The sequence below is a fragment of the Lentzea sp. NPDC005914 genome, from assembly GCF_040629405.1.
Lineage (GTDB): Bacteria > Actinomycetota > Actinomycetes > Mycobacteriales > Pseudonocardiaceae > Lentzea.
On the sequence record NZ_JBEXVQ010000001.1, the window covers coordinates 393,478 to 418,699 of the forward strand.

Annotated in this window: 19 protein-coding genes; 7 read left to right on the plus strand and 12 right to left on the minus strand. The window is 69.8% G+C overall.

Features of this window, described 5'->3' with window-relative positions:
- Positions 1–6 precede the first annotated feature (6 nt).
- Positions 7–4,149 carry a BTAD domain-containing putative transcriptional regulator gene (locus tag ABZ345_RS01650; protein WP_359841824.1) on the plus strand — a complete coding sequence of 1,381 codons (4,143 nt, stop codon included), beginning with the start codon at positions 7–9 and terminating at the stop codon, positions 4,147–4,149.
- On the opposite strand, the gene ABZ345_RS01655 is transcribed toward ABZ345_RS01650, so the two are convergent.
- Entirely contained in the window at positions 4,113–4,769 is a 657-nt protein-coding gene (locus tag ABZ345_RS01655; protein WP_359841826.1) for a response regulator transcription factor, read from the minus strand. The two genes, ABZ345_RS01650 and ABZ345_RS01655, sit on opposite strands and share 37 nt — an antisense overlap.
- Positions 4,766–5,848: a histidine kinase gene (locus ABZ345_RS01660; RefSeq protein ID WP_359841828.1), complete on the minus strand. Its 1,083-nt coding sequence runs from the start codon at positions 5,846–5,848 to the stop codon at positions 4,766–4,768. The genes ABZ345_RS01655 and ABZ345_RS01660 overlap by 4 nt, the downstream gene beginning before the upstream one ends.
- A 132-nt stretch (positions 5,849–5,980) precedes the next feature.
- Here ABZ345_RS01660 and ABZ345_RS01665 point away from each other — a divergent pair, with 132 nt between their 5' ends.
- Positions 5,981–6,298, plus strand: coding sequence for a DUF6223 family protein (locus ABZ345_RS01665; RefSeq protein ID WP_359841830.1), 318 nt, complete (start codon positions 5,981–5,983; stop codon positions 6,296–6,298).
- On the opposite strand, the gene ABZ345_RS01670 is transcribed toward ABZ345_RS01665, so the two are convergent.
- The 4 genes from ABZ345_RS01670 to ABZ345_RS01685 form a co-directional block, all read right to left on the minus strand.
- Positions 6,255–7,394 carry an ROK family protein gene (locus ABZ345_RS01670; RefSeq protein WP_359841832.1) on the minus strand — a complete coding sequence of 380 codons (1,140 nt, stop codon included), beginning with the start codon at positions 7,392–7,394 and terminating at the stop codon, positions 6,255–6,257. The genes ABZ345_RS01665 and ABZ345_RS01670 overlap by 44 nt on opposite strands.
- 712 nt (positions 7,395–8,106) lie before the next feature.
- Positions 8,107–9,489, minus strand: a complete 1,383-nt coding sequence (xylB, locus tag ABZ345_RS01675; RefSeq protein WP_359841834.1) for a xylulokinase — start codon at positions 9,487–9,489, stop codon at positions 8,107–8,109.
- A 1-nt stretch (position 9,490) separates the two neighbouring features.
- Positions 9,491–10,642, minus strand: a complete 1,152-nt coding sequence (gene xylA, locus ABZ345_RS01680) for a xylose isomerase (protein ID WP_359842238.1) — start codon at positions 10,640–10,642, stop codon at positions 9,491–9,493.
- 68 nt (positions 10,643–10,710) lie between these two features.
- Positions 10,711–11,298, minus strand: coding sequence for an SGNH/GDSL hydrolase family protein (locus ABZ345_RS01685; RefSeq protein WP_359841836.1), 588 nt, complete (start codon positions 11,296–11,298; stop codon positions 10,711–10,713).
- Positions 11,299–11,349: 51 nt separating this feature from the next.
- On the opposite strand from ABZ345_RS01685, the gene ABZ345_RS01690 reads away from it, so the two are divergent.
- The 3 genes from ABZ345_RS01690 (at position 11,350) to ABZ345_RS01700 (ending at position 14,992) form a co-directional block, all read left to right on the plus strand.
- Positions 11,350–11,943, plus strand: a complete 594-nt coding sequence (locus ABZ345_RS01690; RefSeq protein ID WP_359841838.1) for a hypothetical protein — start codon at positions 11,350–11,352, stop codon at positions 11,941–11,943.
- 248 nt (positions 11,944–12,191) lie between these two features.
- Positions 12,192–14,177, plus strand: a complete 1,986-nt coding sequence (gene fusA, locus ABZ345_RS01695) for an elongation factor G (RefSeq protein ID WP_359841840.1) — start codon at positions 12,192–12,194, stop codon at positions 14,175–14,177.
- Positions 14,178–14,227: 50 nt separating this feature from the next.
- A complete protein-coding gene (locus ABZ345_RS01700) occupies positions 14,228–14,992 on the plus strand; it encodes an endonuclease/exonuclease/phosphatase family protein (protein WP_359841842.1) in 765 nt (254 codons plus the stop codon).
- Here ABZ345_RS01700 and ABZ345_RS01705 read toward each other — a convergent pair.
- On the minus strand, positions 14,982–16,439 hold the full coding sequence (locus tag ABZ345_RS01705; RefSeq protein ID WP_359841844.1) for a hypothetical protein: 1,458 nt from the start codon (positions 16,437–16,439) through the stop codon (positions 14,982–14,984). The genes ABZ345_RS01700 and ABZ345_RS01705 overlap by 11 nt on opposite strands.
- Before the next feature lie 155 nt (positions 16,440–16,594).
- Here ABZ345_RS01705 and ABZ345_RS01710 point away from each other — a divergent pair, with 155 nt between their 5' ends.
- Both ABZ345_RS01710 and ABZ345_RS01715 read left to right on the plus strand, forming a co-directional pair.
- Positions 16,595–17,155 carry a hypothetical protein gene (locus ABZ345_RS01710; RefSeq protein ID WP_359842240.1) on the plus strand — a complete coding sequence of 187 codons (561 nt, stop codon included), beginning with the start codon at positions 16,595–16,597 and terminating at the stop codon, positions 17,153–17,155.
- A gap of 22 nt (positions 17,156–17,177) precedes the next feature.
- A complete protein-coding gene (locus tag ABZ345_RS01715; RefSeq protein ID WP_359841845.1) occupies positions 17,178–19,466 on the plus strand; it encodes a GH92 family glycosyl hydrolase in 2,289 nt (762 codons plus the stop codon).
- Here the strand turns inward: ABZ345_RS01715 and ABZ345_RS01720 are convergent, their stop codons facing one another.
- The 5 genes from ABZ345_RS01720 to ABZ345_RS01740 form a co-directional block, all read right to left on the minus strand.
- A complete protein-coding gene (locus ABZ345_RS01720) occupies positions 19,467–19,802 on the minus strand; it encodes a hypothetical protein (RefSeq protein WP_359841847.1) in 336 nt (111 codons plus the stop codon).
- 93 nt (positions 19,803–19,895) lie between these two features.
- On the minus strand, positions 19,896–21,389 hold the full coding sequence (locus tag ABZ345_RS01725; RefSeq protein ID WP_359841849.1) for an MFS transporter: 1,494 nt from the start codon (positions 21,387–21,389) through the stop codon (positions 19,896–19,898).
- A 1-nt stretch (position 21,390) separates the two neighbouring features.
- Positions 21,391–21,852 (minus strand): hypothetical protein, encoded by a 462-nt coding sequence (locus ABZ345_RS01730; RefSeq protein ID WP_359841851.1) that lies wholly within the window; start codon positions 21,850–21,852, stop codon positions 21,391–21,393.
- Positions 21,852–24,059, minus strand: a complete 2,208-nt coding sequence (locus ABZ345_RS01735) for a nitrate reductase (protein WP_359841853.1) — start codon at positions 24,057–24,059, stop codon at positions 21,852–21,854. Before ABZ345_RS01735 ends, ABZ345_RS01730 begins: the two co-directional genes overlap by 1 nt.
- An 85-nt stretch (positions 24,060–24,144) precedes the next feature.
- Positions 24,145–25,110: a cation diffusion facilitator family transporter gene (locus tag ABZ345_RS01740; RefSeq protein WP_359841855.1), complete on the minus strand. Its 966-nt coding sequence runs from the start codon at positions 25,108–25,110 to the stop codon at positions 24,145–24,147.
- Positions 25,111–25,222 lie beyond the last annotated feature (112 nt).

Below are 25,222 nucleotides of genomic sequence, written 5' to 3' on the forward strand. Positions count from 1 at the left end.
GGGTGCGTGGAGTTCCAGGTGCTCGGACCTCTCGTCGTGCGCAACGACGAGGGCGAGGTGCCACTGCGGTCGGCGAAACAGCGGATCCTGCTGGCGATGCTGCTCCGGCACGCGAACACGCCCGTGTCCCAGCACCGGTTGATCGAGGCGCTGTGGGAGGTTCCGCCGGTCTCGGCGCAGGAGAACGTCCGGCTGTACGTGTACCAGCTCAAGCGGGCGCTCGGCGGCCGGATCGACCGCAGGCCGGCGGGGTACGAGATCACCGTCGACCCCGGCGAGCTCGACGCGGACCGCTTCGACCAGTTGCACGAAGACGGCGAAAAGGCGCTCGCGGACGGCAACCCCGCGAAAGCGGCGGACCTGCTGACCGAGGCGTTGAGCAAGTGGCGTGGACCGGCCTACGCGGACCTGCCCGGCCAGTTCGCCGCGCGGCTCGACGAGGCACGCCTGCGGGCCGCGGAAGCGCGCGTCACGGCCGAGCTCGCGCTGGGCAGGCACGCCGCGGTGATCGGCGAGCTCCAGGAACTGGCGCAGCAGAACCCGTACCGCGAACCTGTGCACGCCAAACTGATGACCGCGCTGTACGGGGCGAACCGGCAGGCCGAGGCGCTTGAGACGTTCCGGAGGACGCGCGAACGGCTGGTCGGCGACCTCGGCATCGAACCCGGCCCCGAACTGCGCGGCCTGCACGAGACGATGCTGCGGGGCGAGCCGCTCACCGGGCCCGCGCCGCCGAAGGTCGTCCGCACCGACTGCCCGTACCGCGGCCTCATGGCGTACCAGCCGGAGCACCACCCGTGGTTCTTCGGCCGCGACCACCTGATCGAGCTGGTCACCCGCAGGATCGACCGCTACCCGGTCGTCGGCGTGTTCGGGGCGTCCGGCAGCGGCAAGTCGTCGTTGCTCAGGGCCGGTGTGGCCGGTGGGCTCGGCGAGACGTGGAAGCCGATCGTGATCACGCCGACCGCGCGCCCGCTCGAAGCGCTGAGCACCGCGCTGGGCACGCGGCTCGACCTCGCGTCGGACCCGTCCGCGTTCGACGTCGAGGTGAGAAACCAGCTGGCGAACGGGCCGGACGACGTCCGCGTGCTGCTCGTGGTGGACCAGCTGGAAGAGCTGTTCACCTTGTGCACGAACGAAAGTGAACGCTCACAGTTCATCGGGGTGCTGCTGGACGCGGCCCAGGGACCACACCGCCGCACACGGGTCGTGCTCGGCATCAGAGCGGACTTCCTGGCCCACGTCACCCAGCACCCGAGGCTCGTCGAAGCGCTCGCCGACGAGGCGACCGTGCTGGTCGGACCTCCCTCGGCCGCCGACCTGCGCGACATCGTGATCAGGCCCGCCGCGATGAGCGGGCTGCCGGTCGCCGCCGACCTGCTGGCCACGGTCCTGGCCGACGTGGACGCCGAACCGGGCGCGCTTCCGTTGCTGTCGCACGCGCTCGTCGAGACCTGGCAACGTTCCCAAGCCGAGCTGACCCTCGCCGCGTATCGGGCGGGAGGCGGTGTCCGCGGCGCGATCGCCCAGACCGCCGAACGCGCCTACGACGAGCTGAAGGACGCCGAACAGCGGGCCATGCGCCGCATCCTGGTGCGGCTCACGGCGTTCGGTGACGGCACCGAGGACACCCGCAGGCCGATCCACCGCTCCGAGCTCGACGGCATCGCCACGCCGAAGATCATCGCCAGGGTCCTCGCCCGTCTGGTCGCCGACCGGCTGGTCGTGCTGGACGAGGACACCGTCGAGATCGCGCACGAGGCCCTGATCCGGGCGTGGCCGAGGCTTCAGCGCTGGCTGTCGGACGACCGCTCGACGTTGCTGGTCCACCGCCGGCTGACCGCGGCCGCGCACACCTGGACCGAGCTGGACCGGGACGAAGGCGCGCTCTACCGGGGCGCCCAGCTGGTCGCGGCGGCGGCCTGGGCGCAGGAACACCCCGGCGAGCTGAACGCGGCCGAGGACCAGTTCCTCACGGCGAGCCTGCGGGGCGAGGAGGCCGAGCAGGTCAGCGTGAAGCGGCGGAACCGGCTGCTCACCAGACTGGTCGCGATCATGGGCGTGCTGCTCCTGCTGGCGGCGGGTGGTGGTGGCGTCGCGTGGTGGCAGTCGAGCGAAGCCCGGCTGCGGCAACGGACCGACCAGGCGCACCAGCTCGCGCTGAGTGCCCGCGGCCTCGTCGACACCGCCCCCGACCTGGCCGGACTGCTCGCGATAGCGGCCTTCCGGTTGCACGCCGACGACGACACCACCGGCGCGCTGCTCAGCACCGCGTCGGCACCGCGCCGGCGGATCGAGCTCAACGCGGACGGCCCGCCTGTGCTGGACGTGAACGTGTCGCACCAGGGTGACGTGATCGCGACGGCGGACCGGGACGGCCTCGTCACGTTGTGGGATCTCCAGACCCGCGACCGCAAGCTCGTGCTGTCCGACCACAACGGACTCGTCGAGGGCGGGTACGCGAGGCAGGTCGAGTTCAGCGCGGACGACAGGTACATCGCCTCCAACGCCACCATGCCGACGCTCGCCGGGAGCCCCGGCGACGTCGTGGTCTGGGACCGGACGACCGGCAAACCCGTGTTCTCGCAGCGTTTCGACGTGCTCACCACGGGTCTCGCCTTCCACCCGCGGGGAACGTCCTTCGCGGTCGGAACAGCTGGCGGCGACGTCGAGGTGTGGGATGTCGCGACGAAGACCAAACGAACGTTGCGAGGTCACGCGCACGAGGTGAACTCGTTGGCGTTCAACGAGGACGGCTCGCTGCTGGCCACCGCGAACGGCAAGGACGACCCGCTGGTCTGGGACGTGGCCTCGGGCTCGAAGATCGGCGAGATCGGGTCGCTGGAGGTCAACAACGTCTACTTCGACGGCCCGGCCACCGTCGTCACGGCGACCCTGCGCAACGGCGTGAAGTTCTGGGACGTCGACGGAACCCTGAAGTCCGAGCTGCCCAAGCAGGGCCCGTACGCGTGGGAGGCGTCGGCGCCGGTCGGTGACCGCATGGCCGTGTCGGACGAGGACGGGCTGATCACCATCTGGGACATCCGCACCAGCCGCCCGATCACCACCTACCGCGACCGCGGCCGCACCGAGTCCAGGGCGCTCGCGCTCGGCCGCGACGGCACGCTGCTGGTGTCCGGCGGGTTCGGCCGGGTGGTGGCGGTGCGCGAGGACGCCGTGCCGCCGTTCACCGGGCATGCCGACGGCGTCAATGACATCGACGTGCGCCAGGACGTGGTCGCTTCCGCCGGTGACGACGGCACGGTGAGACTGTGGCAGAAGGACGGCACGGCACTGGCCACTTTGGACGGTCATCCGGACCGGGTGGAGGCGGCGCGGTTCAGCCCCGACGGCACGAAGATCGCCTCCGTCACCCGCAACCACACGATCACGATCTGGGACGTCGCCGGGCGCAAACGTCTGTCGGAGCTCTCCTACAGCGGTCTCGGCGCCTCGACCGACATCGCCTTCCAGCCGGACGGGGGCGGGATCGTGACGGCGTCGCTCGGCCGGTTCCGCTGGAGCCTGCCGGAGCTTCGGCAGGGCGCGTTCTCCGGCGGCCCGTACATCGCGAGCGCCGTCGAGTTCACCCCGGACGGCCGGCTGCTGATCTCCACCGACCCGGCGGGTGGCGCGATGCTGTGGGACCTCGCCGCCGACAAGCTCGAACGCCGCGTCAGCACGGGCCAGGGCGATGTCCGTGACGTCGCGATCAGCCAGGACGGCAAGAGGTTCGCCACCGCGGGTGCCAACCGGACGATCAAGGTGTGGGACGTCGCGTCGGGTGCCGAACTGATGACCCTCACCGGACACTCCGCGGCGGTCGTGACCCTGGCCTTCAGCCGGGACGGCGGCACGCTGGCGTCCGGTGGAGAGGACCACTCGGTGATCGTGTGGAACCTCGGGACGCGCACCGGCACCACGCTCACCGGCCACACCGGCCCGGTGCAGGCCGTCGCGTTCACCGGTGACGACGAGTTGCTGTCGGGCGCGAACGACGCGCGGATCATCCGGTGGTCATTGTCCGCGGCGCAGGCCGTGCAGCGGATCTGCGCGGAGACCGGCCGCGACCTGACGCAGGCGGAACGCGCCACGTACCTGCGCGGCGATGATCAGGAGCTCTGCGGCACGACCAGACCTGACTCGTAGGCGATCACGACGAGTTGGGCGCGATCGCGGGCGTGCAGCTTCATCATGGCGCGGTTGACGTGGGTCTTCGCGGTGAGCGGACTGATCACCATTCTCGTGGCGATCTCGTCGTTCGACAGGCCTTGCGCGACCAGGACGACGGCCTCGCGCTCGCGGTTGGTGAGCTGGGGGAGGTCGCCGGCCGGGTGCGGTGGGCGGCTGACGTAGCGGTCGATCAGTTTGCGGGTGATCGACGGGGCGAGCAGCGCGTCCCCTCGCGCGGCCACGCGGACGGCGTGCAGGAAGTCCTCCGGCTGGATGTCCTTGACGAGAAACCCCGCCGCGCCGGCTTTGAGAGCGTTGAACACGTACTCGTCCAGGCCGTAGTTGGTCAGGATGACGACGTGGGTGTTGCTGAGCGACGGGTCGGCGGCGATGCGCCTGGTCGCCTCGATGCCGTCCAGGGCGGGCATTTGGATGTCGACCAGGGCGATGTCGGGCAGGTGCTGCTGGGCGAGTTTTACGCCCTGCACGCCGTCCGCCGCCTCCGCGACGACCTCGATGTCGTCCTCGGCGTCGAGGAGCGCGCGGAAACCGCTGCGGATGAGCGGCTGGTCGTCGACCAGCAGAACGTGGATCACGGCTGTGCCACCGGGAGTTCGGCCTGGACGGTGAAGCCGCCTTCGCTGCGTGGTGCGGCGTCGAGCTTGCCTCCCAGCGCCGTGACGCGTTCGCGCATGCCGAGCAGTCCGACGCCGGGATTCGGTGCCACGGCGGGGTTTGCCCTGCCGTCGTCGTCGACCCGGATGACGAGTGCGTCGGGCCGGTAGTCGATGCTGATCTTCGCGGTCGCGGCGGCGGCGTGCCGGGCGATGTTCGTCAGGGACTCCTGCACGATCCGGTACGCGGTGCGCTCCACGGCGGCGGGCACGGCGTTGCGCTCGCCTTCGATGCTCAGTTCCGCGTCCAGGCCGGCCGATCTCGCCCGTTGGACCAGGTCCGGGACGTCGTCGATGCCGTGGAGGGCGTCCTGGTCGTGCCGGAGGGCTTCGAGGGTCGCGCGCAGCTCCCTGGACGCTTCTCGTCCGGCGTCGCGGATCGCCAGCAGCGGTTCGGGCACCTCCTCGCCGCGTTTCTGGGCGAGGTGGACGGCGACCTCGGCCTGGAGCTTGATCACGGAGATCTGGTGGGTGAGGGAGTCGTGCAGCTCGCGCGCGATGTGGAGGCGTTCCTCGTTGGCGCGCCTCAGTGCCGTTTCCTCGCGGGTGCGTTCGGCTTCGTCGGCGCGGCGTTCGGCTTGTCTCAGTGCCTCGCCGGCGGCCGCGGCAGCGATGAGCCAGGCGATCTGGAGGACGTCACGGCTCTGGGCGAACGCCTCGGCCGTCGTCAGGTCGCGCGGCGAGATCAGCGCCGCCAGGGGGAGCGCGGCCAGCATCAGCACCGAACCGGCGACCGTGACCACGCGGTGGCCGGCCCTCATCGTCGAGTAGACCGCGAACAGGAAGGCGATCACCGGGACGTCGATCCCGAGTGCCTGGTAGCCCAGAGCCGTGAGGCCGGTCGTGGCGAGGACGGCGATCGGGGCTCGCCTGCGTGCCACCAGCGCCAGGCCGCTCGCCGCCAGCAGCGCGTAGCCCGCTGCACTGGTGGGGTGCCCGGCCACGACGAGGCTCGCCGCCACCCCGGCGGCGATCGCCCAGTCCAGCCAGCGCTTGCTCATGGGTGCACTCTAAACCTGTGTTCGTGCTGGTAGATCGTGCGCTGGGAGGACTTCGCCGCTACTGCGCCCGCAGTAGATGATGTCTGCGCTCGCACGACGACCTCGGGTGGGTGCGGCGGACATCCTGCTGTCATGTCTCTTTCAGTGGTTGCCGCAGAGGTGTACGGATTGACGGCGGGCCGCGCCTGGTCGCTGGTGGGCGCGGCGCTGGGGCTGGCCGGCGTCGGCTTCGGTGTGTTCGCACGGCGCCGCGGTGTTCTGGCGGTGGCGTGCGGCGTTGCCGGGGCGGCGATCGGCGCGCTCGTCGTGGTGATGGCGAAGGGCGGTCCCGGCACCGGCTACGGCATCGTCGGCGGGTATCTCGCGCTGGTGGTGGGCGTGGCCGCGGTCGTGCTGGGCGCGCTGGCTATGCGAAGAGCCGCTCGGGCTGCTGCACAGCGCGTCGAGTGATGAGCCCCGCCGCGCCGCGCACGACGGCGAACTCGCCGAGCGGCGAGGCGACGAGCCGGGTGTGCCGTTCGCCGCCCGCGAGCACCCTGCTGTCCATTTCGGACTGGACGGCGACGCTGAGATGCTCGTGCAGCACGGCATAGCTGCCACCGAGCACGACCGCGGGCACGTCGAAGAGGTTCATCAGCGTGGCCAGGCCGACGCCGAGCGCCTCTCCGGCGTCCCGCACGGCCTTGAGTGCCTTGGGATCGCCTGCTTTCAGCGCTTTCGCGAGGGAGTCGAGGTGCCGGCGGCCGGCCTGTTCGAGGATGACGTCGAGCCCCGCGTACCGCTCGACGCACCCGCGACTGCCACACGTGCAGCGCACGCCGTTGCGTTCGATGACGACGTGCCCGAGCTCGCCGGCGAACCCGCTGGCGCCGCGGTAGACCTCGCCGCCCAGCACCACGCCCGCGCCGATGCCGACGTCCGCCGAGACGTGCACGAAGTCCTCGCCCGCGAGGTGCCGAGGCCACAGGTGGGCGAGGGCGGCGAGGTTGGCCTCGTTGTCCAGTTCGACGTCGAGGTCCAGCCTTCGGGCGAGCCCGCCGGCAAGGGATGCGCCGACGAGTTTCGGCAGGTTGGGGGCCCGCACGAGCACACCGTCGTGCACCACACCCGGCACCGCGAGTCCGACGCCGAGCAGCGGCCGCTCCGGCGTGATCTCGCGGACCAGCTCGGCGACCCGGTCGAGGACTTCGTCCGGTGTGGTGTCGCGAATGTCGGCGGGCACGAGATGGCGGCGGATGGTCTCACCGTCGAGGCCGAGGGTCTCGACGGCGAGGTGGCTGACGTTGATCTCCGCGCCGACCGCGACGGGCCCGTCTGGGTGGAAGCGCAACGGCTTGGACGGTCGGCCCATCCCGGCGAGCGTGGCAGCGTCCTCGATGAGGATTCCGTTGGCCAGCAACGGTTCCGTGAGGTTCGAGAGCGTCGCCTTGGTCAGCCCGGTGCGCGCCGCGAGGTCGGCCCGCGAGCCAGGGCGGTCGACGAGGGCGAGCAGGACCGTGCGCAGGTTGCCGAGGCGAACCTGACGCAGGTGGTCGACGGTGGTCATCGGCTCAAGTATCGCGGTGCGGGCGGGGCGGGCCGCGCACGGCCGCCGGGGCGGGTTGGGGTGGAAGTGGCGGTGGGTCGCGTGGGGCTGGGTCCGCGGTGGCCGGGGCGGGTTGTGGCGGACGTGGCGGTGGGCCGTGCGGGGCTGGATCGGCGGTTGCTGGGGCGGGTTGGGGCGGAGGTTGTGGTGGGGCGCGCACGGCTGGATCGGCGGTTGCCGGGGCGGGTTGGGGTGGACGTCGCGGTCAGTCGTGCACGACTGGGTCCGCGGTGGCCGGGGGCCGTTGGCTCCGACGACGCGGCGGAGCTTGGGGCGCACCGCACACGGCTTCCCGGGCGTGTCGTGGGGTGGTTCGGGACGTACCTCGCGGCGTGTTCTGGGGTCGTCGGTTCGGCGACCGTGAGGTGGTTCGGGATGTACCGCGTGACGTTTCCCGGGCTCATCGCCTCGGCGACCGTGACGTGCCGCGCGGCGCTTCCCAGGCTTGTCGGTCCGGCTGCCGTGAGGTGGCTCGGGACGTGCCTCGCGGCGTGTCCTGGGGTCGTTGGCTCGGCTGCCGTGAGGTGGTTCGGGACGTATCGCGCGGCGCTTCCCGGCCTCGCCGGTTCGGCTGCCGTGACCTGGCTCGGGACGTATCGCGCGAGGCTTTCCGGGCTCGTTGGCTCGGCTGCCGTGACGTTGCCTGGGACGTTCCGCGCGACGCGTCCCGGGCTCATCGGCTCAGGTACTTCTGGGCCGCCTCACCGTACCGCGCCCGGACCTCCGGCGCCGCGTCCGCCTCGTACCGGCTGCTCTCCGACCCCGTCCACTCCGGCGGCGTCGTCCCGCCCGTGAGCGTCCACGCAGCCTGGCGCGCTGCACCGTCGGCCACGTACTCACCCGGCGCGGGCACGGTCACGGGCACACCGAACACCGTCGGCGCGATCTCCCGCACGGCCGGAGAGGCCGCCGCGCCGCCGACGAGCCGCACGCCCGTGACGTCCGCGCCCTGTGAGGCGAGTGCGTCGAGGCCGACGGCGAGTCCGCAGAGCATGCCTTCTACGGCCGCGCGCGCGATGTTGGCGGGCGTGGCGTTGGTCAGCGTCAGGCCGTGCAGTGCGCCGGTGGCGTCCGGGAGGTTCGGGGTTCGTTCGCCTTCGAGGTACGGCACCAGCACGAGGCCTTCCGCGCCGGGCTTGGCGGACAGCGCGAGATCGCTGAGGGTGGCTAGATCGACGCCCAGCATGCGGGCGGTCGCGTCCAGCACGCGGGCGGCGTTGAGCGTGCACGCCAGCGGCAGGTAGCGGCCCGTCGCGTCGGCGAACCCCGCCACGATGCCGGAGGCGTCCGACGCCCGCACCTCGCTGGTCGCCGTCACGACACCGGAGGTGCCCAGCGACACCAGGACCTCCGTGCCCGCGCCGACGCCGAGGATCGCCGCCGCGTTGTCGCCCGCGCCCGCACCGAGTCGGACCTGGCCCTCGACCGACTCGGCGGGACCGAGCACGCGCGGCAGCACGACGTCCGCGCGGCCCAGCGCGAGTGAGAGCAGGTCAGGCACGTACTCGTCCTTCACCGAGTCGAAGTAGCCGGTGCCCGAGGCGTCCGAGCGGTCGGTGACCAGGTCGGCCAGGTCGGCACTCCCGCGCAGCCGCCACGTCAGCCAGTCGTGCGGCAGGCAGACCGCGGCGGTGCGCTTGGCGTTGTCCGGCTCGTGCTCGGCGAGCCAGCGCAGCTTGGTGATCGTGAACGACGCGACCGGCACCAGGCCGATCCGCGACGCCCACTCCGCGGCACCCAGTTCGGCGGTCAGCGAGGCGGCGGCCGCAGCGGACCGAGTGTCGTTCCACAGCAACGCCTCGCGCACGACGTCGCCGTCCTCGTCGAGGCACACCATGCCGTGCTGCTGGCCGGCGACGCTCACCGCCGCGACGTCGTCGAGCCCGCCCGCGTCCGAAAGCGCGGACTGCAGCGCGGTCCACCAGTGCGACGGGTGGACCGACGTGCCGTCCGGATGCGCCGCGCGGCCCTCCCGGACGAGCCTGCCGGTCTCCGCGTCGCGCACCACGACCTTGCACGACTGCGTCGAGGAGTCGACGCCCGCGACGAGCGTCATGTCAGCGCGCCCCGGCGAGGTGCTCGAGCGCGAGCTGGTTGAGCCGCACGAACCCGTAACCGCGCTCGCCGGCGGCATCCGGGTCGAAGCCGTCGTCCTTGAGCAGGTCGTCGTAGGACTCGCCGGCGTTCAACGTGGGCTGGCTGAGCTCGGCGACGCCCGCGATCCGCAGCGCCTCCTGCACCTCGGGGTCGGCACGGAAAGCGGCGGCACGCTCCTTGAGCAGCAGGTACGTCCGCATGTTCGCGCGAGCCGAGTCCCACACGCCCGTGATGTCCTCGGTGCGCGACGGCTTGTAGTCGAAGTGCCGCGGGCCGTCGTAGCCGGCGCCCTCCAGCAGGTCGACCAGCGCGAACGCGTTCATCAGGTCGCCGTGCCCGAACACCAGGTCCTGGTCGTACTTGATGCTGCGCTGACCGTTGAGGTCGATGTGGAAGAGCTTGTCGTGCCACAACGCCTGCGCGATGCCGTGCACGAAGTTCAGGCCCGCCATCTGCTCGTGCCCGACCTCGGGGTTGAGGCCGACCATCTCCGGCTTGTCGAGCGTCGTGATGAACGCCAGCGCGTGCCCGACCGTCGGCAGCAGGATGTCGCCGCGCGGCTCGTTCGGCTTGGGCTCGATCGCGAACCGCAGGTCGTAGCCCCGGTCCGTGACGAACTGGGTCAGCAGGTTCATCGACTCGCGGTACCGGTCGAGCGCGGCCCGCACGTCCTTGGCCGTGTCGTACTCGGCCCCCTCGCGCCCGCCCCACAGCACGTAGGTCTGCGCGCCCAGCTCGGCCGCCAGCTCGATGTTGCGCAGCACCTTCCGCAGCGCGAACCGCCGCACGCCGCGGTCGTTGCTGGTGAAGCCGCCATCCTTGAACACAGGGTGGCTGAACAGGTTCGTCGTCACCATCGGGATGACGAGCCCGGTCTCCTTCAGCGCGGCCTGAAGCCTGCCGATCTGCTTCTCGCGCTCGGTCGCCGCGAACCCGAACAGGTCGTCGTCGTGGAACGACAGCCCGTAGGCGCCCAGCTCAGCCAATCGCTGAACAGCCTCGACCACGTCCAGCTCGGGCCGCGTGGCCTCGCCGAACGGGTCACGACCCTGCCAGCCGACGGTCCACAGACCGAAGGAGAACTTGTCCGCCGGAGTGGGCGCGCTCATCATCCACCTCATTCGTTCAATGCTTGAACTTAGTGCGGACAGTACGACGCGCGGCCCGTGATCGCAATCGCTCAGGCGTGAAGAACCGCTTCGACGGCGGGTGCGAGCGCCTCGGCGATGACGCGGTAGCCGGCACCGGAGGGGTGGAAGCGGTCGGCGGCGAAGAGCGAGGGATCCGCGGCGAACCGCGGCGTGACGGCGCGTTCGACGTGGGCGACCACGCCGCCTGCCCGGATGACGGCCTGTTGCTGCACCTGGGCGTAGTCGCGGCTCACGGCCGACACGACGTCGCGCAACGCGGGCGGCACGTGCGCGACGACGCTCAGGTCGGGCGCCGTGCTGACGACGACCCCGGCGCCCGCCTTGCGCAGGTCCGCGACGGCGTCGTGCAGCTGCTGCGCACCGACATGCGCGGGGACGAACCTCGTCAGGTCGTTCGCCCCGATCACCACCACAGCGAGGTCCACACCGCTCGCGATCGCGGCCCGCACCTGAGCGCGCAGGTCGGCCGAACGGGCACCCGCGAAGGCGTGCACCTTCAAGTCGACCTCGTGGCCGGCCGCACGGAGGCGCGCGGCGAGCAGCGGGCCGAGGGTGTCCTCGCGGCGCGTGCTGCCGACACCCGCGGCGAGGGAGTCACCGAGCAAACGCAGACGCATGTCAACAAAAACGACGAGCGTCGCAGTGGTGTTCCTCGTCAGACTGTGACGATGGACGAGCTGCTGGGGTGGTGCGTGGTCGCGAACGTGGCCGCCACCGATCTGAAGCACTTCTCGCCGGGCACGAAACTGTGGGTGCTGCCACCGCAGTGGGGTGACGGCGGGCAGGACGTCGTGGTGGTCGGCCGGCACCGCGGCAGCCCCGGGCCGGTGTCCCAGATGGTCGTGCCTCGGGTGCACCTGACGAACTTCCGGGTGCGCGGGGTCTACCAACCCGCTGTGCAACGCCAGCTGACCAAAGAGGTGGATCGGCGTGTGCCGAGGCAGTGGGAGTCGCAGGAGGAAGCCGAGAGGGTCGCCGAGTGGTGGGCTCGCGACGCGGCCATCCACGCGGGAGTGCGCCGGCCGCTGAAGCGAGCCGAGTTCTACTACCGGGTCCCGGAGGTGCTGCCGGGCAACGTCCTGCAGCAGTGGGCGATCCAGGAGGTCATGAACCCGAAGCTCTCGTTCGAGCTCGGCGAGGTTTTCCGCGATCAGCAAGAGGTGGACGCGGTCCGCGAGCTGCGCGAACTCCTGAGGAACAACGAAGTGTGGTCCGTTGTTGGAACAGCTGCGGAGAAGATTCAGGCGCTCCTGATTCGTTAAACCGCTGTCGTGCGAGCGTTCCCGTGTCTACACTCCACGATCAACATCATCAGGCGAGTGACGAGAGGAGACCGGCCATGCGCAACGCTGCCGTCCTCCCGTCCCGTTTCGACGTGATCCTCGTGTCTCCGCACCCCGGCTGCTCGCTGCGCGCCGGGCACCGGAGTGTCTGACGAACGCCTGGTCGTTCGTCGGTTCATCGCGCTGACCTCGTAGTTCCTTTCGCACCAAGAAAAGGCACTTCAGCCATGCGCACGATCACGTTGAACGCCGTCCGCAACCTCGGCATCCTCGCCCACGTCGATGCCGGCAAGACCACCCTCACCGAACGCGTCCTGTTCGCCACCGGCGCCACCTACAAGCGCGGCGAGGTGCACGACGGCACGACCGTCACGGACTTCGACCCGCAGGAACGCGACCGCGGCATCACGATCTTCGCCGCGGCCGTCAGCTGCACGTGGGACGGGCATCGCGTCAACCTCATCGACACGCCAGGGCACGTCGACTTCTCCGACGAGGTCGAACGGTCCCTGCGCGTGCTGGACGGGGCTGTCGCGGTGTTCGACGGCGTCGCAGGCGTCGAGCCGCAGAGCGAGTCCGTGTGGCGTCAGGCCGATCGCCATGGTGTGCCGCGGATCGCGTTCGTCAACAAGCTCGACCGGGCGGGCGCGGACCTCGACAGGGCCGTGGACTCGATCCGCACGCGACTGCACACCGTGCCTTTGGTGGTGCAGCTGCCGATCGGCGTCGAGGACGGGTTCGTCGGCGTCGTCGACCTGGTCCGCATGCGCGCGCTGACGTGGGATCCGTCGCTGGTCGAAGGTCCTGTGCCGGAAACGCTGATGGCGGAAGCACAACGGCGTCGTCGCCTGCTCGAGGAGACGGTGGCGGAACTGCATCCCGACGCGGTGGAGGAGTTCTTCTCGGGAGGTTTGTCCGAGGAGACGCTGCGGACCGCGCTGAGGGACCTGACGCGTGAGGGCGCCGGAACCGTCGTTCTGTGCGGCTCGGCGTACCGGAACCGGGGCATCGAACCGTTGCTGGACGCGGTGATCGCGTACCTGCCGTCCCCTGTGGACGTTCCCGCTGTGCGGGGCGTCGACGGCCAGGAGCGGCAGGCGGATCCGGACGCGCCGTTCGCGGCGTTGGTGTTCAAGGTGAACGCCACCGCCACGGGACGGTTGACGTACGTCCGCGTGTACTCGGGCACCCTCCACAAGGGAGAGACGGTGCTCGTGGGCGGCCGGACCGAACGCATCGGCAGGATCCTGCGGGTGCAGGCCGATCGGCACACGCCGGTCGACACCGCGGTCGCGGGCGACATCGTGGCTCTCGTGGGCCTGAAGTCGGCGCGCACCGGCACAACCCTGTGCGCACCAACGGCTCCGCTGCTGCTCGAACCGCCGGTTTCGGCTGATCCGGTGGTTTCAGTGTCAGTTGAAGCTCGCACGTCGGCCGACAACGCACGACTGACCGAAGCCTTGGCGCACCTGGTCGACGAGGACCCGTCGCTGCAGTTCAGGACGGATCCCGAGACCGGCCAGACCGTGCTGTCGGGTCTGGGTGAGCTGCATCTGGAGGTCGCGCTGGAGAAGGCACGCACTCAGCACCGCGTCGAGATCACGATGGGCCGTCCGCGGGTGGCCTACCGCGAGACCCTCTCGACCGGCGTCAAGGGATTCGTCCACCGGCACGTGAAGCAGGACGGAGGTGCGGGCCAGTTCGCCCACATCGTCCTCGACACCGAGCCGCTGGAGACCGGCTTCGAGTTCCGCTCGACGGTCACCGGCGGGCGCGTGCCGCAGGAGTTCGTCCGCGCGGTCGAACAGGGCTGCCGCGACGCGCTGGCCGAGGGACCGCTCGGCCACCCGGTGACGGGGCTGCGCGTGACGCTCACCGACGGGTCCACGCACGTCAAGGACTCGACGGACATGGCGTTCCGCACGGCGGGACGGATGGGTCTGCGCGAGGCCCTGAAGGCGGGCGCGATGACGTTGCTCGAACCGATCGCCGAAGTCACGGTCACCGTGCCCGACGAGTACCTCGGTGGCGTGCTCGGTGACCTGGGCGCGCGGCGGGGCCGGATCCTCGGCTCCGAGGCGCGGTCCGGTGAGACCGTGGTGACGGCATCGGTGCCGCTGGTGGAGATGTTCGGTTACGTGACGAGGTTGCGCAGCCGGACGCAAGGCCGCGGCACGTTCACCGCTCGCCCGACCGGCTACGCGCCGGCGTAGAACGCAGGCCCGCTCTCGCTGAGAGCGGGCCTGTTTCTATGCTCGGAGCGGTGTCGACCTTGAGCGTCATGTCGTTCAACCTCAGGTACGCCTCGGACGCGGAGCCGAACTCGTGGGCTTCAAGACGGCCGGTGATGGCTCAGCTCCTGCTCACCGAGTTGCCGGCGATCCTCGGCACACAAGAGGGCCTCTACCCACAGCTGCTGGACATCGCGCACGATCTGCCGGACCACTACGACTGGATCGGGCTCGGCCGGGCGGGCGGCAGCCACGACGAGTTCATGGCGATCTTCTTCGACACCCTGAGGCTGGAGCCGCTCGAGTTCGACCACCAGTGGCTGTCCGCGACACCGAACGTCGTGGGATCGAGGTCGTGGGGCAACAACGTGATCCGCATGGTCACGTGGATCCGGTTCCGGGATCGCTTGACCGGCAAGCAGTTCCTCGCCGTCAACACGCACTTCGACCACGAGTCGGAGAACTCCCGCCTGCGCAGCGCGGAGTTCGTGCACGCGCAGCTCGGCGTCGTGACGTTGCCGGTCGTGCTCACCGGCGACTTCAACGCCCCGGCTGCGGCGTCGCCCACCTACGACATCCTGATCGGCGGGTTGACCGATACCTGGCTGGCAGGCCCGCGGACCACCCCGGCCTACGGGACGTTCCACGGCTACGGGCCACTGGTGCCGAACGGCGCGCGGATCGACTGGATCCTCACGCGCGGTGTGCGCGTCGAGTCCGCCGCGATCAACACCTACCAGCGAGATGGCCAGTACCCGTCCGACCATCTGCCGGTGCAGGCGTTGATCACTTTCTAGGTGCCCACTCTGGCGGCAAGTCGTGCGGACAGGTGGGTGCGCCCGCCGCCCGTGCCCGCCGCAGATCGAGGTACGGCCCGGCGATCTGGTCGCGCGGCACCGGCCCGAGTGCCAGCAGAGCGTCGCCCGCGGCCAGGACCTGGCGGCGCATGCGTTCGTGGTCGACGGCCTCGGCGCCGAACGACGGCGCCCAGAGCGTCCACGGCCCGGAGATCATCGCCATGGTCGGCACCAGGTGCGAGTGGAAATGCGTGCCGATGCCGCCGAATGAGCACTGCGGCGGCGTACGGCCCGGCACCGGCGGATCGCTGCCGGGCAACACGAAGGTGCGGTCCACCGCGCGTCCGGTCAGCGCTGCCGAGGCCGCCTGCGCGAGTGCGGGACTGCCCGCGAACCAGGCGGACAGCTCCGCCGCGCCCGTCGGCCGCAGAGAGCCCTCGGACGGCAGGAACTCGCGCGTGCCCAGGTGTTCGAGGACGAAGGCGAACGCGACGGAACCCGAGTCGTACTCGGCGTCGAGTGCGCGGGCGCGGAACTCGCTGCCTTCGGCCGGGCGGTGCAGGTGGCCGGTCGCGAAGACGAACTCCAGGGTGCGGGGACGGCAGCGCAACGGCAGGCGGGCGAAGTGCTCGGCCAGGGCGAGGAGGGCGACGGTTCCGTTCTCCTGCACCCATCCCACGCCGTCGGTGTTGGTGTCGATGACGACGCGCTCGGGGCTCTGGCCGGGCAGCGTGGCGATGAGCGAGCGCGTCACGGCCGGCGCGCGGCCTGCCAGTACGCCGATGGTCGTGCGCTTGCCGACCTGGAGCTTCAGGGCCGCGTCGGAGCCGATGAACACCCCGGGCACGCGGTAATGGGTGCCGGTGTGCGGGTCCCAGTAGCCCCGGACCTGGTCGTGCGGGAACGGGAAGGCGACGACGACACCTGCTGCACCGGCGATGCCCGCGTCGGTCATGTCGCGGTCGAGCACGGGTTCGGCGAGATAGCCGCGGTCGACGGCGGGAAACGAGCGCAGGACCACCTTGCCGCGGGCGTTGGCAGCCGTGATCGGTGTGCCAGGGGGTAGTTGGACGAGCTCGCCGGACCGCAGGCTCGGGGCGGAGTAGGGGATTGCAGACGCCACCGGCACCACACCGCTGGCGACGAGCAGGCCGGGGCCGGGTTGCCAGCGCAGGATCGGGAAGCGTTCCGAGCGCACGGACATGCCCGGGAGGCGGGAGACCCGGCGGTCCAGCCAGGAGATCATCCGGTTGTGGGCGGGACTCCCGGTGGAGCGCACGCCGAAGCCCGCCACGGTGGCGTTCAGCTCGCGCAGGGAGGCGGCGGAGGTGAACGTCCGTTCGTCGACGGTGGACGGGCAGTCGGGGGAGGCGGCGGCGGGAGAGGTCGGCTGGGCGGCGAAAGTCGTTACGGCGGCTATGAATCCAAGCCATCTGGCAGGGCGCACGCCCACACTGTGAGCCGCTGCGAGGCGGCCTCACAATCCGCTGTCCAGGTCACTCTCGTCAACGGTGAACGAAATGGTTCATACCAATTGCGAGTACGGTCCGCGAGATGCGCCTGAATTCGACGCTCGGCCGCGTCGCGGTGATCGCGTGCGCGATGCTGTTCACGCTCGGCACGACGACCGCCGCGAACGCCTCGCACGGCAACGAGTGCAAGACCCCGTCCATCGACCGGTTGCAGCAGTGGATCGCCAGTGGCGAGGGTGCCACCGAGCCCGCGACCGGCAGCATTCTCGTGCCCAGGAACAGGCACGACTACACGGCCAAGATCAGATTCTTGGCCGACGACTGGGCTGTGATGGTCGTCTGGCTCGGCAACAAGTTCGAGGCCCAGGCGGATCTGTCCAAGTCGCACGGCTTCTGGATGACCTACAGCGCCACCAACGACCTGTACGTCCAGCTGCGGCCCGCCTCGCACTGGAGCGGCGGCGACAAGTGGGTCACCAAGATCCCGTCCACCCGCGGCAGGCTGGTGACGAAGTTCTTCAGCTTCAACCCTGACAAGTGGACAACTTTGCCGGAGCTGGGCAAGCCCGCCTACCCGCTCACGGACGCCCTCGACGACGCCCGTGGCCTGGTCTTCGTCGGCAAGACGAAGAACGACCTCGAGTTCCGGGGGCTCAAGATCGACGGTTACCGGCCACCCTGCGTTTACTGAGAACCGGTTATCGTCCCGGGTCGTGAGAGCGCTCCCGGTTCTTCTGGTCACTGTCCTCACCGCCGCGCTGGCGACTCCCGCGAGCGCGGCGGTCAGGGACGACACGAGGTCCGTCGACCCGCTGATCGGCTCGGCGGGCGGCGGCAACACCTATCCGGGCGCGGTGCGGCCGTTCGGGATGATCTCCTGGAGCCCGACGTCGACCCGCGGCGACCAGACGAACACGGGCGCCGCCAACGGGTACGCCTACGACGCCACGAGGGTGCGCGGCTTCAGCCTCACCCACGTCAACGGCGCGGGCTGCCACCCTGGCGCGGCGGGGGACGTGCCGATCATGCCGCACGTCGGCGCGATCACGACGTCGCCGACCGCGGACACGAAGGACCAGGTCTACGCCAGCGACTTCACGCACGCCGACGAGATCGCCGAACCCGGCCGGTACCGGGTCGGCCTGAAGTCCGGCGCCAACGTGGACCTTTCGGTGACGACGCGAGCCGGCATCGGCGAGTTCAGCTACCCGTCGGAGAACTCGGGTTCGCTGCTGTTCCGCACCTCCAACTCGCTCAACGGCAGCGAGGACGCCGAGATCACCATCGACCCCGTGACGAACACGGTGTCGGGCTCGGTGCTCACCGGCGCGTTCTGCGGTCGGCGCGCGAACGGCGGTGTGAACAACCAGAAGACCTACTACCGCCTGTACTTCACGGCTTCGTTCGACCGCCCGATCACGTCGTACGGCACGTGGATCAACAGCGAACTCCGGCCGGGCACGACGACCGCGACGGGCGGCGAGGGCTATCTGACCGGAAGTGCGCGTGCGGGCAAGGGTTCCGGCGGCTATGTGTCCTTTGCGGACACCAAGGTGACCACCCGCGTCGGCATCTCCTACACCAGCGCGGACGCCGCGAAGCGCAACCTCGCGGCGGAGATCCCGAAGCGCGCCACGGTCTCGGACGTCGCAGGGAAAGCCCGCAAGGCGTGGGCGAGGCAACTGCGCGCGGTCGAGATCGACGGCGGCACCACCGACGAGCGCAAGATCTTCTACACCGCGCTCTACCACTCGTTCCTGCAGCCGAACGTGGCCAGTGACGTCGACGGCACGTACCTCGGCAGCGACCGCAAGGTGCGCAGGCTCGCACCGGGCCAGAAAGCCCAGTACGGCAACTTCTCCGGTTGGGACCAGTACCGCGCCCACACCCAGTTGCTGGCGTTCCTCGAACCGCGGGTGGCGAGCGACTACGCCCAGTCGTTGCTGAACCTGGCACTGCAGAACGGCGGCGTCTGGGACCGCTGGGTCCACGTCAACGGCCCGACCCACGTCATGACCGGCGACCCTTCCGCGCCGGCGATCGCAGGCATGTACGCCATGGGCGCCAAGGACTTCAACGTCCGCGCCGCGTACGACTCGCTGCTGCGCCAGGCCACCGTGCCGCATCCGGACGGCCTGTCCGACAAGGGCTGCCCCGGCCAGTGCGAGGGCCAGCGCCCGAACCTCGCCGAGTACCTGCGCCTGAACTACGCCCCGCAGGACACCTGCCACTGCTGGGGAGGCGCCGCCGAGACCCTCGAAGACGCCGTCGCGGACCAGGCACTGGCGGACCTCGCGACGAGGTTGGGCCGTCCGAGCGAGGAGCTGCGCAAGCGCGCGGGCTGGTGGCGCAACACGTTCAACCCGGCGATCGGCTACCAGCAGGCGCGCAAGGCCGACGGCACCTGGGTGACCCCGTTCAACCCGGCCTCCGACCAGGGTTTTGCGCAGGGCAGCAGCGCCACCTACACGTGGATGGTCCCGCACGACGTTCAAGGCCTCGCGGAAGCCATGGGCGGCAAGGACATCGCCGCCACCAGGCTCGACGGGTTCTTCCACCGCGCGGACGGCTCGTGGGCGACGGGCGGCGACGCGCTGCGGTACGACCCGACCAACGAGCCCGGCATCCACACGCCGTGGATCTACAACGAGCTCGGCAAGCCCCGCCAGACCCAGGAAACCGTCAGGGCGATGGCGAAGCTGGTCTACCGCACCGGCCCGAACGGCCTGCCCGGCAACGACGACCTCGGCACGATGTCAGCCTGGTACGTCTTCGCGGCGCTCGGCCTGTACCCCAGGACGCCCAGCAGCGCCGAGCTGCACGTGTCCAGCCCGATGTTCCCGAAGGCCCGGATCGCCCAGCGCGGCATCACGATCCTCGCGCCGGGCGCCCCGAACATCTACGTCGAGGACGTGCGGTGGAACGGCCACGAACAAACCCTGCCGTGGCTGCCCGAGACCTTCGTGCAGCGGGGCGGGATCCTCAGGGTCGGCCTTCAGTGATCAGCCGCAGTTGAAGATCCGCGTCGCGTCCCAGTTGGTCCGCCATTCGGTGGGCGCGGTGGTGACGCAGTCGTACCGGAAGTTCAGCGCGACCCAGCCGGACTGGGAGGAGACGAGCACGCCGTTGCGCCAGACCTTGAGGGAGATCAGTCCCACGCCGCACAGCGGACTCTCGGGTGCCTCGGCGTAGGCGATGATCGCGGCGACCGGCTGTTGATAGAGGTCGTGCTGCACCAGGCACTTGGTGCCGGTCGACGCGACGGCGGGTGTGGCCGCCAGGGTGGCGGCCAGCGCCGCGGTTCCGATGAGCGCGATGGTGCGGGTGATCGTCTTCATAAGGAAGCCTCCGGTCGGTCGGCACTGTGCTTTCCCGGCCAGCGTTCACCGGCACCGAGGACGGCAGTGCGATCCCGGACGATTCCGGATGGGCTAGGTGGAGAACGGTGAGGCCGCACCCTCCGCACGCGTGCCGCTGCGCCGCGCGGTGGAGGACAGCGGCATGGCGATGTCCTCCAGCGACTTGTTCTCCGCGTCCACCGCGAGGAACCGCGCGACCAGCCCGCCGGCGATCATCACGACCGCGCCGATCAGGTATCCGATGAACAACCGGACGGGGTGCTCGCCGGTGCCGATCAGCGCGCCGTAGATCACCGGGCCGAGCGCGCCGAAGCACTGGGCGATGGCGAAGAAGACGCCGATCGCCTTCGCCCGCACCTCCAGCGGGAAGATCTCGCTGACCGTCAGGTAGGCGGCTGACGCGCCGGCCGAGGCGAAGAAGAAGATCACGCACCACGCGATGGTCTGCGTGATCGCGTTCAACGCACCGGCGTAGAACAGTCCGGCCGTGACGCCGAGCAGGGCACCGGAGATCGCGTACGTCAGGAACAGCATGCGGCGGCGGCCGATGGTGTCGAAGAGGTGCCCGATCGTGAACGGGCCGACGAGGTTGCCCACCGCGAAGGCGATCAGGTACAGCGGTGTCGACTCGGACGAGACGCCGTAGAACTTGCCCAGCACCAGCGTGTAGGTGAAGAAGATCGCGTTGTAGAGGAACGACTGCGTGATCATCAGCGTGGCACCGAGCACGGCGCGGCTGGGGTATTCGCGGAACAGCACGCGGGCCAGCGCGAGGTAGCCGATCTCCTCGGCCGGCTTGACCTCGATGGCCTTCTTCTCGTCGACCGGCGGCAGTGCAGAGCCCGACTCCTTCTCGACCTCGGCCTCGATGCCGGCGAGCGTCTCCTCGGCGGCGTCGGTGCGGCCGTGCATGATCTGCCAGCGCGGGCTCTCCGGCAGGTGCCGGCGCACCACCAGGATCACCAGGCCCAGCACCGGTCCGATGAGGAACCCGAGCCGCCAGCCCAGCGACAGCTCGACCTGGTTGAGCAGGATGTACGACCCGAGCGTGCCGAGCACCGCGCCCGCCCAGTAGGTGCCGTTGACCGCGATGTCGACGCGGCCGCGGAACCGGGCGGGGATGAGCTCGTCGATCGCGGAGTTGATCGCCGCGTACTCGCCGCCGATGCCCATGCCGGCCACGAACCTGGTCAGGTAGAGGAAGATCAGCCAACCGGTGCCGTTGCCCAGCGTCAGCGCGGTCAGGCCTGAGCCGACCAGGTAGACGCCCAGCGTGATCATGAACAGCTTGCGGCGGCCCAGCCGGTCGGAGAGATGACCGAAGTAGAGCGCGCCGACGACCTCGCCGATCAGGTAGACCGTGGCGAGCAGGCCGACCGCGGTGGAGGAGAGCCCGAGCGTCTCCGGTTTGGTCAGCGTGTCGGCGATCGCGCTCGCGACCGTGATCTCCAGGCCGTCCAGGATCCACGCGACGCCCAGCGCCACGACCATCCGGGTGTGGAACGGCGACCACGGCAGTCTGTCGATTCGCGCCGGAATCAGGGTGCGCACCCCAGTGTCAGCCATCTCATCCCCTCGCCGCGATGAGCGCCTGCGGGGCGCTCTGCTTGATCCGCGTCTTCAACCACGTGAGCTGTCGTGCGGTGTCCTGCTCGCACGAGCTCACGACGTCCAGAAGTTCCTTGTCGCGCAGTCCCTGGGCGGCCTGGCCGACGACGGTCCAGGTGATGTCGGTGAACGACGCCAGCGCGTACAGGTCCTGCAGGTCGCGCAACAGCCCGACACCGCCGCTCCGGGTTTCCGAGAACTCCGCGGCGTGCAGGCGTTCCGGCTCCGATTCCCGATGTTCGCCGTACCTCTCGACGATCGGGCCGAGCTTCTCGGCCTGGCCGTCGAGGCGCTTCGCCAGCACCTGACAGGTGTGGTGGATGTCCGGTTCGTCGCCGTGGCCTTTCGCGACCTCGCGGAACGCGTCGGCCAGCGTCTGCAGCGAGGTGTGCAGGAGTCCCAGGTAGGTCGCGAGATGCATCAGACCCTCCTGATCCGCACGGCGCTGATCTTGAACAGCGGCTGCTTCGACACGGGGTCCCACTCGGTCGGCGTCAGCTCGTTGGCGGCCTGGAAGCCGTAGTGGAACGGCAGGAACACCACACCGTCCCGGCACCGTCCAATTCGGACCGGAACCTCCACGCCACCGCGTTCGGACTCGACCCGCACGATATCTCCTTCCGCCACACCGAGCGAGGCTGCGTCCGCCCAGGAGATCTCGACCCACGGCTCCGGCGCGGCCTTCTGCAGCTCCGGCGCGCGCTTCGTCTTGGTGCGGGTGTGGAAGTGGTAGACCGAGCGGCCGGTCGTGCAGAGGAACGGGTACTCGTCGCTCGTCTGCTCCGGCGCGGGCGTGTACTCGGCGGCCTTCAAGAAAGCCCGCCCATCCAGTCGCCGGGCCTTGTAGTCCGAAGGCGTGGTCGAGGCGCCGGTCAGGAAATCGTGGCCGTAGTCCTCGCTATAGTCCGCGGCAGTGGGAAACACGCCGTCGCCGTAGAGCCGTTCCTTGCCACCCCAGGGAATTCCGCTGCCACCACGCAGCCTGTCGTAGGAAAGGTCGGTGTAGTCGCACGGACGACCGCGGCTGCACTCGCGCCACGCGTCGAACGCGCCCTCAGGGTCCTTCCACGTGATCAGCGGAGCGCCGTCGCGATCGCGGAAACCCATGCGGTGCGCGTAGTCCAGGAAGATGTCCAGGTCGCTGCGCGCCTCGCCGGGCGGCGCGACGGCCTGCTCGGACAGGTGCACTACACGGGAGAGGTTCGTGAACGTGCCCTGCTTCTCGCCCCACAGAGCGGCGGGCAGCACGACGTCGGCGAACTCGGTGGTCTCGGTCCGGAACGCGTCCTGCGCCACCACGAACAGGTCTTCCTTGCTGAGGATGTCGCGGATGCGCGAGAGCTGCGGCAGCGAGACGGCGGGGTTCGTGGCGGAGATCCACAGGAACTTGATCGAACCCTGTTCGGCGTAGCGCCAGATCTGCATCGCGTGCGTCGGCGGCGCCCAGTGCGGGATGGTCAGCGGGTCGACGTTCCACAGCCGCGCGAGCTGCTGGACGTGCTCGGGGTTGTCCCAGTTGCGGAACCCGGGCAGATCGCCGTCCGCACCGGCCTCGCGGGTGTTCTGCGCGGTCGGCTGGCCGTTCATCTGCAGCACACCGCTGCCCGGCTTGCCGATCTGGCCGCGCAGCAGGTGCAGGTTGTTGACCTGGCACGACGCCGCGGTCGCCTGATGTGACTGGTAGAAGCCCTGCAGCACGGTCGAGAGCACGCGTCGCGAGGTGCCGAAGATCTCGGCGGCGCGCAGCAGGCCGACGGGGGAGATGCGGCAGATCGAGGCCACGTGCTCCGGCGTGTACGGCTCGACGGTCGCCTTCAACTCGTCGAAACCCAGCGTGTGCTGGGAGATGTAGTCGTGGTCGAGCCAGTCGTGCTCGATCACCGCGCGCAGCAGTCCGTTCAACAACGCCTGGTTCGTGCCGGGCAACGGCGCGAGGTGCACGTCCGCGGCCTCGGCGGTCGGGGTGCTACGCGGATCGACCACGACGACCTTGGGCCTATCGGGGCCCGCGATCCGGTCGAGCACACGTGTCCACATCACGGTCTGCGTCGAGGCCATGTTGTGCCCGAACAGGAACAGCGCGTCGCACAGGTCGATGTCGGCGTGGCAGGCCGGCTGGCCGTCCGAGCCGAACGTCTCCTTCAGCGCCGCCGCGGCCGTTGCCGTGCAAAGGCGAGTGTTGCCGTCCATGTGGGGCGTGCCGATGCCGGCTTTCCCGATGACGCCGAGCGTGTAGTACTCCTCGAGGAACAGCTGTCCGCTGGTGTAGAAGCCGTGCGACAACGGTCCGATGTCGGCGAGAAGCTCCCGTGACCTCCGCACGATCGTGTCCATCGCGGTGTCCCAGTCGGTTTCGACGAGGACGCCGTCGCGGCGGATCAACGGTTTCGTGAGGCGGTCCTGATGATGTGCCTGCCACGAGCCGTAAAGCCCTTTCGGGCCCAGCCTGCCGTGGTTGACGATGTCCGAAGCACGCCCGCGCACACCGACGATCCGGCCGTCCTTGACCGCGATGTCGCAGCCGCATCCGTTGCTGCACAGCACGCACGCCGACTGAACCCATCGGTCCACATCGGACTCCGCGAGACCGTCCGCGAGCTGCTGGTCGACCCGGACCGGCCAGTTCATCTCACGACCGTGCGGAGTGCGTGGCCCCCATACGTCGGCTATGCGATCCACCGAAAAGCAATACCCGGCGTTCCAAGAATGAAACTCAGTCGGTCAGAACGCGCCCGTACCGCCGCAGAACGCGGTCCCGCAAATCGGCGTTCGTCCTGGGTACGGGCTGGATGAACACCTCGTCGACGTCGTGGAACAGCTCGCGCAGCTCGTTGTCGACGCGAATGCAGGCCTGTTCGACATCGCCGGCGGAATAGGTGTCGATGAAGTCGACTCGTGCACATACGAGCACTTTGTCCGTTCCGGTGAGCATTGTCTGGACGTCGACCAGATCGTCGACCTCCGGTTGCTTCTCGATGTGCTCCCAGATGGCCCGGACGAGTCGCTGATCCGCCTGGCGCCCGATCAACAGGCCCTTGCAGACCTTGCCGAGCAGCACCGCCACCACCGCGAGCAGCACGCCGATCAGGATCGACGCGATGCCGTCCCACACCGCTGAACCCGTCAGCTGGTGCAGTCCCACACCGGCCGCCGCCAGCACGATGCCGATCACGGCGGCGAGATCCTCGGTGAACACCGCGCGAGGCGTCGGGTCGTCGGTGCCGCGCAGTTCTCCCGCCAAGGAGAGGTCGTGCTCCTCGGCCTCCATGCGGACCTGCCGGGTCGCCTGCACCAGCGACACGCCTTCCATGACGAACGCGATGGCGAGCACGACGTAGTTCACCCACACGTAGGTGCTTTCCTCGTGCGGCGAGATGATCGTGTGGACGCCCTGGTAGAGCGAGAAGACCGCGCCGGAGATCAGGATTCCGAACGCGGCGAGCAACGACCAGAAGTAACGCTCTTTGCCGTAGCCGAACGGGTGCTTCACGTCGGCCGGCCGTTCCGACCGCTTGACCGCGGTGAGCAGCAGGATCTGCGTCGAGGTGTCGCCGACCGAGTGCGCGGCCTCCGACAGCAGCGCGCCGGAGCCGGACAGCAGCCCGGCGACCAGTTTGAGCACCGCGACACCGGTGTTCGCGAGCAGGGCGATGACCACGGTGAGACGGCTGCCTTCCATGTGGCCCCGGCTACCCGCGCACCGGCAGGGCGACACGTGTTTGCGACGGCCGTCTCGGGGAACCAGGCGACAAACGGGAGGAGCAAGCCGTGAACGAGTGGCGCAGGACGGT